This window comes from Amycolatopsis granulosa (assembly GCF_011758745.1).
Classification (GTDB): domain Bacteria; phylum Actinomycetota; class Actinomycetes; order Mycobacteriales; family Pseudonocardiaceae; genus Amycolatopsis_E; species Amycolatopsis_E granulosa.
Genome location: NZ_JAANOV010000001.1, coordinates 1,013,564 through 1,025,754, shown reverse-complemented (window position 1 = coordinate 1,025,754; position 12,191 = coordinate 1,013,564). Strand labels below are relative to the sequence as shown.

Genomic DNA, 12,191 nt, shown 5'->3' with positions numbered 1-12,191 from the left:
GTGGTGGCCGTGCAGCACCAACCCATTCCGCAGCCGCCGCGCCCGGTGCCCGGGCCACCGCCGGCACCCGCGGTCCCGGCCGACCCCAGCGCCGGCATCGAGGAGGCCATGGCCGCGCTCGACGACCTGGACCGGGTCCCGCTCGGTGAGCACGTGGACCGCTTCGACGCCGTGCACTCCGCGCTGACCTCGGCCCTGTCCAGCATCGACAAGGTGTGAGGCGATGCCCCGCAGGGCCCGCCTCGACGCCGAACTGGTGCGCCGCGGACTCGCCCGCTCCCGCGAGCACGCCAGCACGCTGATCAGCGAGGGCAAGGTGACGGTGCGCGGCATGGTCGCCACCAAACCGGCCACCGGTGTGGAACCGGGCGCGCCGATCGTGGTGAAGGACGCCGACGACCCGGGCTGGGCCTCCCGCGGCGCCCACAAGCTGCTCGGCGCGCTCGAAGCCTTCGAACCGGCCGGGCTGTCCGTGGCCGGCAAACGGTGCCTGGATGCGGGCGCGTCCACCGGCGGGTTCACCGACGTGCTGCTGCGGCGCGGCGCACGCCAGGTCGTGGCCGCCGACGTCGGCCGCGGCCTGCTGGACTGGCGCCTGCGGACCGACGAGCGCGTCGTCGTGCTCGACAAGACCAACGTCCGCACCCTGACTCCGGAGCAGTGCGGCGGGCCGGTCGACCTGGTCGTGGGTGACCTGTCGTTCATCTCGCTGCGCCTGGTGCTGCCCGCGCTCGCGGCGTGCGCCACCGCCGGCGCCGACCTGGTGCCGATGGTCAAACCGCAGTTCGAGGTGGGCAAGGACCGCCTCGGCAGCGGCGGCGTGGTGCGCGACCCGGAACTGCGCGTCCAGGCCGTGCTGGACGTCCTGGCCTCCGCCGCCACGCTGGGCCTGCACCCGCACGGCGTCGTGGCGAGCCCCCTGCCCGGGCCGTCGGGCAACGTCGAGTACTTCGCCTGGCTGCGCCGTGACCCGGCGCCGCTGGGCGAGATGGAGCAACTGGTCCGCGACGCGGTCGGGAAGGGTCCCCAGTGAGCGAGAGCCGCGAGGTGCTGCTGGTCATGCACCCCGACCGCGAGACGACGAAGGACGCCGCGCGCGAGGTCGCCACCCGCTTCGCCGAGGCCGGTATCGGCCTGCGCGTCATCGACGACGAGGTCAAGGAGCTGATCGAGCACGACTCCCTGGCGGAGCTGTGCACGCTGGTCGCGCCGGCCGACGACCCGGCGCGCGGTGCCGAACTGGTGCTGGTGCTCGGCGGCGACGGCACGCTGTTGCGGGCGGCCGAGCTGGCCCGCCCCGCCGGGGTGCCGGTCCTGGGCGTCAACCTGGGCCGCGTCGGGTTCCTCACCGAGGCCGACTCCGACGCGCTCACCGAGACGGTGCAGCGGGTGGTGTCGCGCGAGTACACCGTCGAAGAGCGCATGACCATCGACGTCACGGTGTCCGTCGAGGGCCGGGTCGTCGCGCGTACCTGGGCGCTCAACGAGGCCAGCGTCGAGAAGAGCACCCGCGAACGGATCCTCGACGCGCTGATCGAGGTGGACGGCAGGCCGGTGTCGGCCTTCGGCTGCGACGGTGTGCTGTGTGCCACGCCGACCGGGTCCACCGCCTACGCGTTCTCCGCGGGCGGCCCGGTCATCTGGCCGGACGTCGAAGCGTTGCTGGTGGTGCCCAGCAACGCGCACGCGATGTTCTCCCGCCCGCTGGTGGTGTCCAAGGATTCGGTGATCACCGTCGGCGTCGACCCGTTCGGCTCACCGGCCATCCTGACCTGCGACGGACTGCGGCACATCGCGCTGCCGCGCGGCGCACGGGTCGAGGTCGTGGCGGGGGAGACCCCGGTGCGGCTGGCCCGCCTGCACCCGGGACCGTTCACCGACCGCCTGGTCCACAAGTTCGCGCTGCCGGTGAAGAGCTGGCGGGAGCGGCACGCGCGCTGAGGCGAGTCCGCCGCGGATTGTCGGCGCGGACCGCTACGGTGGTTGCGTGCTGGCCGAGATGCGCATCCAGGGCCTCGGAGTGATCGAGGACGCCCTGCTCGAACTGCACCCGGGATTCACCGTGGTCACCGGCGAGACCGGCGCCGGCAAGACCATGGTGGTCACCGGGCTGCACCTGCTGTCCGGGGGGCGCGCCGAGGCGTCGAAGGTCCGCAACGGCTCCGGGAAGGCGAGCGTCGAAGGACGTTTCGAGGGGGTGTTCGCCGAGCACGTCGCCCGGATCGTGGCCGACGCGGGCGGTGAGACCGACGAGGACGGCAGCCTCATCGCCCTGCGCTCGGTGGGCGCCGACGGGCGCTCCCGCGCCCACCTGGGCGGCCGTTCGGTCCCGGTGAGCGTGCTGTCCGACCTGGCCGACCGGCTGCTGGCCGTGCACGGCCAGAACGACCAGTTGCGGCTGCTGCGGCCGGCCGAGCAGCGGGACGTGCTCGACCGGTTCGCCGGGGACGACGTGGCCGAGCCGCTGCGCGAGTACCGCGCGGTCCGCGACGAGTGGCTCGCGGTGGCCGCCGAGCTGGCGGAGCGCACCAGCCGGTCGCGTGAGATGGCACAGCAGGCCGACCTGCTCAAGCACGGGCTGGACGAGATCGCCGCGGTCGGCCCGAAGCCCGGGGAGGACGCGGAGCTGGCCGAGCAGGTCAAGCGGCTCACCGCGACCGAGGAGCTGCGCGCCGCGGCGAGCGCCGCGCAGGCCGCGGTCTCCGGTGCCGCCGACGGCGACCCGGACCAGCCGGGCGCGCTGGGGCTGATCGGTGAGGCCCGGCGGCGGCTGGGCAGCTCCGACGACTCCGCGTTGCGCGACCTCGAGCCGCGGCTGGCCGAGGCCGAGATGCTGCTCAACGACGTCGGCGCGGAGCTGGGCGGCTATCTTGACGGGCTGGAGGCCGACCCGGGCCTGCTCGAGCAGATCCTCGCCCGGCAGGCCGAGCTGAAGACCCTGACCCGCAAGTACGCGGCCGACATCGACGGTGTGCTGGCCTGGGCCGAGGACGCCGGGGCGCGGCTGGCGTCGATGGACACCTCCGAGGAAGCGCTCGCCGGGCTGGCCGCCCGCCGTGAGGAGCTCGCCGCCCAACTGGCCGGGCACGCCGCGGCCGTGTCCCGGGCCCGGTCCGCCGCGGCCGCCGAGCTGGCCGGTGCGGTCACCGAGGAGCTGTCGGGCCTCGCGATGGGCCAGGCGCAGATCGAGGTGACCGTCAGCCGACGCGCCACCGACTCCGCCGATCCGCAGGCCCTGCGGGTGGACGGCGAGCTGGTGCACGCCGGCAGCTCCGGCGTCGACGACGTCGAGCTGATGCTCAAGGCGCACCCGGCCGCGCCCGCGATGCCGGTGCACAAGGCCGCCTCCGGCGGGGAGCTCTCCCGGGTGATGCTCGCGATCGAGGTCGTGCTGGCCGACGCGGACACCGTGCAGACGCTGGTGTTCGACGAGGTCGACGCCGGCGTCGGGGGCCGCGCGGCGATCGAGATCGGACGGCGGCTGGCCCGCCTGGCCCGCACCCACCAGGTGCTCGTGGTGACCCACCTGCCGCAGGTGGCGGCGTTCGCCGACCGGCACCTGGTCGTGGACAAGGGCACGACGGGCGGTGTCACGCGCAGCGGGGTGAAGAAGCTGCAGAAGTCCGAGCGGGTGGTCGAGCTGGCCCGCATGCTCGCCGGGATGGAGAGCACCGAGACCGGCCGCGCGCACGCGGAGGAACTGCTCGCGGTGGCCGACGCGGACAAGCAGAAGGCGGCCGGGCCGCGCACGAAGCCGGGCAAACGCGCCAAGCGCTGACCGTCCACACGCACCGGTCTCTGCCGGGATCACGGCGAGAAACCGGGTCGTGCACGGCGTGTTGCGAACGGACATCGGTGTTCGTTTGTCACCATCGGACACATGAAGCTTCCCGGTCTGCTCCACCGCAACACCGAGGCCCTCCCCGGCATCGTCGGCGTCGCCCGGGTGGACCGGCGCACGCGCGACCTGATCCGGCGGGTCGGTTCCGGTGACATCGTGGTCCTCGACCAGATCGACCTCGACCGCGCCACCGCCGACGCGCTCGTCGAGGCGCAGGTCGGGGCCGTGATCAACGCGTCGCCGTCGATCTCCGGGCGGTTTCCCAACCTGGGGCCGGAGATCCTGGTCAACGCGGGCATCCCGCTGGTGGACAACGTCGGTGGCGAGGTGCTGCGCCGGGTCAAGGACGGCACCCGCGTCCGGCTGCACGAAGGCGTCCTCTACGCGGGCGACCGGCAGATGGCCAGCGGCAGCGAGCAGACGCCGGAGAGCGTCGCCGACCAGATGATCGAGGCCAAGGCGGGAATGTCCACCCAGCTGGAGGCGTTCTCGGCGAACACCATCGAGTTCCTGCGCCGCGAGCGCACGCTGATCCTCGACGGTGTCGGCGTCCCCGAGGTGCGCGTGCCGCTGCGCGACCGGCACGTGCTGGTCGTCGCCCCGGGCAAGGGCCACGCCGAGGACCTGCGGGCGCTCAAGAAGTACATCGCCGAGCACCGGCCCGTGCTGGTCGGAGTGGACGGTGGCGCGGACACGCTGCGGGCACAGGGGCACCAGCCCGACATCATCGTCGGCGACCCCTACGGCATCGACGCCGAGACGCTCAAGTGCGGCGCCGAGGTGGTCGTGCCGGCGCAGCCGGACGGGCACGCGCCGGGCGTGGCGCGGATCCAGGACCTGGGTATCGGCGCGGTCACCTTCCCGGCGTCCGGCAACCCGGAGGATCTGGCGCTGCTGCTCGCCGACGCCCACGAGGCCGGACTCGTGGTGACCGTCGGGTTCCAGGCGACGCTGCGGGAGTTCCTCGACCACGGCCGGTCCGGGTCGAACCCGTCGACGTTCCTGACCCGGCTCAAGCTCGGCACGAAACTCGTCGACGGCAAGGCCGTCGCCGCTCTGCACCGCAGCCGGGTGTCGCCGGCGGCGGTCGTCCTGCTCGTGCTCGCCGCGCTCGTCGCCGTCGCGGCCGCGCTGCTCGTGTCCGACGTGGGCGGGGCCTACCTGGACTGGGCGCGTTCCACCTGGGATTCCTTCGCAAGCTGGGTCAAGGGGCTCTTCACGTGATTTCTCTGCGGTACCACATCGTCTCGATCGCGGCGGTGTTCCTGGCGCTGGCCGTGGGCGTCGTGCTCGGGTCGACGGCGCTGAACGGCACGCTGCTGTCCGGGCTGTCCGACGAGAAGGGCAAGCTCGCCGCGCAGGTGTCCGATCTGCAGGCCCAGCGCAACGAGCTCAACGCGCGGCTGGCCGATGCGGACGCCTTCGCCGGCTCGCTCGGCCCGAAGGTCGTGGCCGGAGCACTGGACCGCCGTTCAGTCGTGCTGATCACCACGCAGGAAGCGAGCCCGGCCGACCGTGACGCGGTGCGGCAGCTCATCGAATCCTCCGGGGCGCGGGTGTCGGGGGAGCTGCAGCTGACCGACTCCTTCACCGACCCGGTGAAGGCCGACCAGCTGCGTCAGGTGGTGACCCGGCTGCAGCCCGCCGGGTCGACCTTCCCGACCGCGGGTGACCCGGGCACGCTGGCCGGGGCGCTGGTGGGTTCGGTGCTGCTGCTCAACAAGGACACCGCGAAGCCGCAGTCCACACCGGACGAGCTCGCGGCGGCGATCGCGGGCCTGTCCGACGGCGGGTTCGTCAAGGCCAGCCCGGGCATCGGCCCGGGGCAGCTGGCCCTGGTGCTCACCGGTGGCCAGGCGACCGGGGACGGGGCCGGGGACAAGGCCGCGACGCTGGCCCGGTTCGCGACGCAGCTGGACCGGTCCGGCGCTGGAGCGGTGCTCGCCGGCGACCCCGCTTCGGCCGGGGGTACCGGCGCGATCGGGTTCGTGCGGGCGGACACCTCGGCGACCTCGATCTTGTCCACTGTGGACAACGTGAACACGGCCGCCGGGCGCATCGGCACGGTGCTGGCGCTCAAGGAGCAGCTCGACGGCGGTACCGGACGGTACGGCATCGCCGGGAACGCGCAGTCGCCGGCGCCGGGCGTGGCTCCGCCCGGCAGCTGAGGCTGCTGTATAACGACCTATACCGTGTGGCTCGGTGCCCGGCCGGCCCGGCTGGGCACCAAGCCCTCAGGTGCCGGCGAGGGCTTCGACGACCGGGGCGGCCGCGTCGAGCGCGCCGGCGTTGATCGTCACGTACGACAGGCCGAACTCGTCCCGTCGCCGGCGCAGCAGGTCCACCACCGTGGCCGTGTCACCGGACAGCACGGACAGGTGCGAGTTGTCCCGGCCGGCCGCCGGGTCGATGCCGAACTGCCGCAGCCGCTCCGGGATCGGGCCGTCGCCGACCGCGAACACGTTCACGCTCAGCTCGAGCTCGTCGAACCGCGACCCGGCGGCCTCCCGGAGCACCGGCAGGCGAGCACGCAGACCGTCCTCGGTGTTGTCCCGGCCCGCGTGCACGGCGACGATGTCGGCTTCCTCGGCCGCCAGGCGCAGCAGCCGGGTACCGGCACCGGCGACCAGGATCGGCGGTGCAGGCCGTTGCACCGGCGTGAACGTGCCGTCCGCGAACAGCTTCCGCACCGTCCGGATCGCCTCGCCCACCTGAGCCACCCGGTCGCCGGGGCTGCCGAAGGGCACACCCAGCAGCTCCGCGGTGCCGCCCGCGTACGCCCCGTCGGCGTCGAGCCCGGGCTCGCACCTGCCTCCGGGGCACTGCGGGCGGGGCCGGAGCGGATGGGCCTGGCTAAATCCCCAGGTCGCGTCCGCCGAGTTGACGAAGCGCCATGGCCCACCAGTTCTCCGGCAGCTCAAAGGAGAACGGGTCGATGCCCGTCAACGCACCCTCAAGGTCATCAAATAGTTGTTCCTTGACGGTCGGATCGGAGGCGACGTCCTGAGTGAACATCTCAATTCGGTAGAGGAACTCCACGAATTCGCCAAGATTGTTGTTCACCACCTCACCCCGGGGCTTCGTTCCGTCTAATTGCACCAGCATCACGAACCTCTCGTAGGCCGAGAGCGAGAACCGCATTCCGGAATCGCCGGGAGGACCGCCGACAATCACCTCGCGATGCTTCTTTCCGTCACGGGTGGTCACATCGATGACTCGAAGGAACTCGGGTCCCCCTTGTGTTTCGGTCGTAAAAAATGGTGCACTCATGCGGGGAAGCCCGACAGTTGTCAGAACCTCTGCATCCCGGGGCGCTACCCCGAGTCGGTCAACTTCCTGGTGGGTCAAAGTGATGACGTTGTCGCGACCATAAAGATCGACCATGTCCTGGTGTGTGATCATTTCTTTCTTTTTCTTCTTGCCCGGCGCTGGCGGACGGACTCGGTTGAGCGCAGGGGTCGCGCGGGGTGAACCCTGCGTAGGCATCTCATGCCACGCTTCCGGTCTCGCCTGGTGGGCTCTGGCGTCCCACGGAGAGAAGCAGCCGATCGTCGCAGCGCTGGACAGCCAACGGCACGGGTGCCTGCGTCCTGGCCGCGTCAGGCACCAGCAGCCCGAACCCGAATCGACGATCATTCACGACTGCCGTCCCTCCCCAGTCGATCTTCCGCTAGGCTCGAACGTACTCCACGCGGCCGTGCTTGCCACCGAACGACAGCCGCAGCGGCAGCACCACGACCGGCCCGGAGCGGGCGGCACACAACACCCATCACGCCCGTATTCGGAGGAACACGTGCACTACGGTCTCGGCCTGCCCATCGGCAGGCCCGAATCCCTCATCGACTGGGCCCGCCGCGCCGACGAGGGCCCGTTCCGGACGCTCGGCCTGCTCGACCGGGTCGTCTACGACAACCCCGAACCGCTGGTCACCCTCGCCCTGCTCGCGGGCGCCACCACGCGCGTGCGCCTGCAGACCGAGGTCCTGCTGGCACCGCTGCGTGAACCCGCCCTGCTCGCCAAGCAGGCCGCCACCCTCGATCGTCTCTCCGGCGGCCGGTTCACCCTCGGGCTCGGGGTCGGCGGGCGCGACGACGACCACGAGGCCACCGGGACGGATCCGCGTCGCCGCGGCCGCGTCCTCGACCAGCAGATGGACCGCATGCGGCGGATCTGGTCCGGCGCCGAGGGGATCGGGCCCGCGCCCGCCCGCGACGGCGGCCCCGAGGTCCTGTTCGGCGCGTTCGCCGACGCCGCCCTGCGCCGGGTCGCGCGGTGGGGTGACGGTTTCCTGTGTGCCGCCCCGGTCCAGTGGGCCGGGTCATTGTTCGCCAAGGTCGGGCAGTTCTGGGCGGACGAGGGCCGGGACGGCCGGCCGCGACTGGTCGCACAGGTCAACGTCGCGCTCGGGTCCGGTGTGGACGAGGCGCGCGAGGCGATCCTGACGTACTACGGCTTCACCGGCGACTACGCCCGGCAGACCGCCGAGCGCATGCTCACCACACCGGAGCAGATCCGCGAGACGGCGAAGCAGTTCGCCGACCTCGGCGCCGACGAACTGGTGCTCTACTGCTGGGGAAGCGACCCGGACCAGGCCGGCCGCCTGGCCGACGTCATCGGCTGAGCATCGCCGTCCAGGCGCCGGTGAACCCGGGGAAGGTCTTGCCGACCGTCGCCGGGTCCTCCACCTCCACGCCGGGCACCCGCAGCCCCAGCACGGCACCGGCCATCACCAGCCGGTGGTCCTCGTAGGTGTGGAACACACCGCCGTGCAGGGGGGCCGGGGTGATCGCCAGGCCGTCCGCGGTCTCGGTCACCCCGGCACCCAGCGCGGACAACTCGGTCGCGAGCGCGGCCAGCCGGTCGGTCTCGTGCCCGCGCAGGTGCGCGACCCCGGAGATCAGCGACGGGCCGTCGGCGAAGCACAGCAGCGCGGCGATCACCGGGGTCAGCTCGCCCACCTCGTGCAGGTCGAGCCGGGCGCCCGGGATCTCGCCCGTCCCGGTGACCGTCAGGCCCTCCGCGGTCAGCTCCACCCGCTGGCCCAGTTCCACCAGCAGGCTGCGCAGCCAGTCACCCGGCTGGGTCGAGTGCTCCGGCCAGCCGGCGAGGCGTACCGTGCCGCCGGCCGCCGCCGCCGCGACCACGAACGGCGCCGCCGTGGACAGGTCCGGCTCGACCGTGAAGTCCGGGCAGGACAGCCGCGCCGGGCCGACGTGGAACTCCTGGCCGTCGCGTTCCGGCGCCGCGCCGAACCGGCGCAGCATGTCCAGGGTCATCGCGATGTGCGGCTCGCTCGGCGGGGTCCCGCCGGTCAGCCGCACCGTCACCCCGGCGTCGAACGCGGGGCCGGCCAGCAGCAGCGCCGACAGGAACTGGCTGGAGGCGCTCGAGTCGAGGCCCACCGGGCCGCCCGCCAGGCCGCCGTGCCCGCGCACGGTGAACGGAGGCGCGCCGCGGCCGTCGTCGTCGATGTCCGCGCCCGCTTCACGCAGCGCGGCGAGCAGCGGCGCGATGGGGCGCCGGCGGATCGCCTCGTCGCCGTCGAACGTCACCGGCGCCGACCCCAGCCCGGCCAGGGCGGGCGTGAACCGCGCGACGGTGCCCGCGTTGCCCAGCACCACCCGCGCGGGCTCGGCCGGGCCGCGCACCAGCGGGCGGATCAGCACGTCGTCGCCCTGCCGTTCCCAGCCGCCGCCGAGCGCCTCCAGCGCGCCCAGCATGAGCCGGGCGTCCCGCGAGTCGAGCGGCGCGCGCACCAGCGTCGGCCCGTCCGCCAGCGCGGCCAGCACGAACGCCCGGTTGGTGATGGACTTGGAGCCGGGCACGCGCACCGTCGCGTCGAGCGGTCCGGGCGCGACCGGCGCGGTCCAGGTGAGCGGGGAAGCGGTGGACTGGGACACGGTGCCTCTTTCACGCGCGAACTTCTGACGTGACCTATCGAACTACGTGGGCGCGGCGGGCGAGCGTCCGGGGCCCGGTGCGATAAGGTGGAAGCCCGTGGGACTTCAGCCGCGGACAGCCAAGTACGTTTTCGTCACGGGGGGCGTCGCCTCCTCCCTGGGTAAGGGCCTGACGGCCTCCAGCCTGGGTCAGCTCCTCACCGCTCGCGGCCTGCGGGTCACGATGCAGAAGCTCGATCCCTACCTCAACGTGGATCCGGGCACGATGAACCCGTTCCAGCACGGCGAGGTCTTCGTCACCGAGGACGGCGCCGAGACCGACCTGGACATCGGCCACTACGAGCGCTTCCTCGACCGGGACCTCTCCGGCTCGGCGAACGTCACGACCGGCCAGGTCTACTCCGAAGTCATCGCCAAGGAGCGCCGCGGCGAGTACCTCGGGGATACCGTGCAGGTCATCCCGCACATCACCGACGAGATCAAGCGGCGCATCATGGCGGTCGCCGAGTCCGACGGCACCGGTCAGCAGCCCGACGTGGTCATCACCGAGGTCGGTGGCACGGTCGGCGACATCGAGTCGCTGCCGTTCCTGGAAGCCTGCCGGCAGGTGCGGCACGAGATCGGCCGGGACAACTGCTTCTTCCTGCACGTCTCGCTGGTGCCCTACCTCGCGCCGTCGGGGGAGCTCAAGACCAAGCCGACGCAGCACTCGGTCGCCGCGCTGCGCAACATCGGCATCCAGCCGGACGCGCTGGTGTGCCGCGCCGACCGCGACCTGCCCGAGGACCTCAAGCGCAAGATCGGCCTGATGTGCGACGTGGACACCGAGGCGGTCATCGCGTGCCCGGACGCCCGGTCCATCTACGACATCCCCAGGGTGCTGCACCGCGAGGCGCTGGACGCCTACGTCGTGCGCCGTCTGGGCCTGCCCTTCCGCGACGTCGACTGGACGGTGTGGGGCGACCTGCTCGACCGCGTGCACAACCCGTCGGAGACCGTCCGGGTCGCGCTGGTCGGCAAGTACATCGACCTGCCCGACGCCTACCTCTCGGTCACCGAGGCCCTGCGCGCCGGCGGGTTCGCCCACCGCGCCAAGGTCGAGATCGTCTGGGTCGCCTCCGACCGGGCAACCACCCCGGCCGGTGCGGCTGCCGCGCTCGGTGACGTCGACGGTGTCCTGGTGCCCGGTGGGTTCGGCGTGCGCGGCATCGAGGGCAAGATCGGCGCCATCACCTACGCCCGCACCCGCGGCATCCCGGTGCTCGGGCTGTGCCTGGGCCTGCAGTGCATGGTGATCGAGGCCGCCCGCAACCTGGCCGGCATCGAAGGCGCGAACTCCGCGGAGTTCGACGAGACCACCGAGCACCCGGTGATCTCCACGATGGCCGACCAGAAGGACGTGGTCGCCGGCGAACGCGACATGGGCGGCACCATGCGGCTGGGTGCCTACCCGGCCAGGCTCAAGCCCGGTTCGCAGGTCGCCAAGGCGTACGGCGGCACCGAGGTGTCCGAGCGGCACCGGCACCGCTACGAGGTCAACAACGCCTACCGCAAGCGGCTCGCCGACGCCGGCCTGGTCTTCTCCGGCACCTCGCCGGACGACCGGCTGGTCGAGTTCGTCGAGCTGCCCGCGGACGTGCACCCGTTCTTCGTCGGCACCCAGGCGCACCCCGAGCTCAAGAGCCGTCCCACCCGGCCGCACCCGCTGTTCGACGCGTTCATCGACGCCGTCGTCCGCTACCGCACGGCGGACCGGCTGCCGGTCGAGCTGCCCGAGCCGACCGTGAGCGCGCATTGAGCAGGCCCGGCGAGCACGAGTTCCGCGTGGTGTCCAGCAAGGACGTCCACATCGGACGCGTGGTGGGCCTGCGCATCGACGAGGTCGCGATGCCCGGCGGCGGCACCGCCAAGCGCGAGGTGGTCGAGCACCTCGGCGCGGTCGCCATCGCCGCGGTCGACGCCGACGGTGCGGTCACGCTGATCCACCAGTACCGGCACCCGCTGGGGCGGCGGATCTGGGAGCTGCCCGCGGGGCTGCTCGACCACCCGGGCGAGGATCCGGTGGCGGCCGCGCGGCGCGAGCTGGCCGAGGAGGCCGGGCTCGCCGCCGGGCGGTGGGAGACGCTGGTCGACGTGGCCGCCTCACCCGGGTTCACCGACGAGGTGGTGCGCGTCTTCCTGGCCCGCGACCTCACCCCGGTCGACCGGGAGGTCCTCGGCGACGAGGAGGCCGACCTGGTGGTGCACCGGGTGCCGCTGACCGAGGCGGTGCGGATGACGCTGTCCGGGGAGATCGTCAACGGCGCGACCGTGGGCGGGGTGCTCGCCGCGCACGCGGTGGTCCACCACGCAGCCCCGGCCCGCCCGGCTGACGCGCCGTGGCGGGACCGGCCCACGAGGTTCGCCGATCGCATTTCCTGAACCGACCCTCTAGGGTGTCGGCGTGCATG

12 protein-coding genes are annotated in these 12,191 nt (G+C 72.7%); 9 read left to right on the top strand and 3 right to left on the bottom strand.

Annotation, left to right across the window (positions count from 1 at the left end; translation table 11 throughout):
- The 6 genes from FHX45_RS05010 (at position 1) to FHX45_RS04985 (ending at position 6,009) form a co-directional block, all read left to right on the top strand.
- Positions 1-219 carry a hypothetical protein gene (locus FHX45_RS05010; protein ID WP_341771354.1) on the top strand — a complete coding sequence of 73 codons (219 nt, stop codon included), beginning with the start codon at positions 1-3 and terminating at the stop codon, positions 217-219.
- 4 nt (positions 220-223) lie between these two features.
- Positions 224-1,033 carry a TlyA family RNA methyltransferase gene (locus FHX45_RS05005; RefSeq protein WP_167097068.1) on the top strand — a complete coding sequence of 270 codons (810 nt, stop codon included), beginning with the start codon at positions 224-226 and terminating at the stop codon, positions 1,031-1,033.
- Positions 1,030-1,941, top strand: a complete 912-nt coding sequence (locus tag FHX45_RS05000; RefSeq protein ID WP_167097066.1) for an NAD kinase — start codon at positions 1,030-1,032, stop codon at positions 1,939-1,941. The genes FHX45_RS05005 and FHX45_RS05000 overlap by 4 nt, the downstream gene beginning before the upstream one ends.
- 46 nt (positions 1,942-1,987) lie before the next feature.
- A complete protein-coding gene (gene recN / locus FHX45_RS04995; protein ID WP_167097064.1) occupies positions 1,988-3,778 on the top strand; it encodes a DNA repair protein RecN in 1,791 nt (596 codons plus the stop codon).
- Between the two features lie 102 nt (positions 3,779-3,880).
- Positions 3,881-5,065, top strand: a complete 1,185-nt coding sequence (steA, locus tag FHX45_RS04990) for a putative cytokinetic ring protein SteA (protein ID WP_167097062.1) — start codon at positions 3,881-3,883, stop codon at positions 5,063-5,065.
- Positions 5,062-6,009 (top strand): copper transporter, encoded by a 948-nt coding sequence (locus FHX45_RS04985; RefSeq protein WP_167097060.1) that lies wholly within the window; start codon positions 5,062-5,064, stop codon positions 6,007-6,009. Before steA ends, FHX45_RS04985 begins: the two co-directional genes overlap by 4 nt.
- Before the next feature lie 66 nt (positions 6,010-6,075).
- On the opposite strand, the gene FHX45_RS04980 is transcribed toward FHX45_RS04985, so the two are convergent.
- Together FHX45_RS04980 and FHX45_RS04975 are read right to left on the bottom strand one after the other, a co-directional pair.
- The gene (locus FHX45_RS04980) at positions 6,076-6,588 is read right to left on the bottom strand and encodes an LLM class flavin-dependent oxidoreductase (protein ID WP_167097058.1); all 513 of its coding nucleotides are present in this window, start codon (positions 6,586-6,588) and stop codon (positions 6,076-6,078) included.
- 106 nt (positions 6,589-6,694) lie between these two features.
- Positions 6,695-7,243, bottom strand: coding sequence for an SUKH-4 family immunity protein (locus FHX45_RS04975; protein ID WP_167097057.1), 549 nt, complete (start codon positions 7,241-7,243; stop codon positions 6,695-6,697).
- A gap of 391 nt (positions 7,244-7,634) precedes the next feature.
- Between FHX45_RS04975 and FHX45_RS04970 the strand changes: the two genes are divergently transcribed.
- The gene (locus FHX45_RS04970; protein ID WP_167097055.1) at positions 7,635-8,462 is read left to right on the top strand and encodes an LLM class flavin-dependent oxidoreductase; all 828 of its coding nucleotides are present in this window, start codon (positions 7,635-7,637) and stop codon (positions 8,460-8,462) included.
- On the opposite strand, the gene aroA is transcribed toward FHX45_RS04970, so the two are convergent.
- Complete coding sequence (gene aroA, locus FHX45_RS04965; protein ID WP_167097053.1) at positions 8,452-9,741, bottom strand: 3-phosphoshikimate 1-carboxyvinyltransferase; 1,290 nt, start codon at positions 9,739-9,741, stop codon at positions 8,452-8,454. The two genes, FHX45_RS04970 and aroA, sit on opposite strands and share 11 nt — an antisense overlap.
- A gap of 97 nt (positions 9,742-9,838) precedes the next feature.
- Between aroA and FHX45_RS04960 the strand changes: the two genes are divergently transcribed.
- Both FHX45_RS04960 and FHX45_RS04955 read left to right on the top strand, forming a co-directional pair.
- Positions 9,839-11,539, top strand: coding sequence for a CTP synthase (locus FHX45_RS04960; RefSeq protein WP_167097051.1), 1,701 nt, complete (start codon positions 9,839-9,841; stop codon positions 11,537-11,539).
- The gene (locus FHX45_RS04955; protein ID WP_167097049.1) at positions 11,536-12,162 is read left to right on the top strand and encodes an NUDIX domain-containing protein; all 627 of its coding nucleotides are present in this window, start codon (positions 11,536-11,538) and stop codon (positions 12,160-12,162) included. Before FHX45_RS04960 ends, FHX45_RS04955 begins: the two co-directional genes overlap by 4 nt.
- The last annotated feature ends 29 nt before the right edge of the window (positions 12,163-12,191 follow it).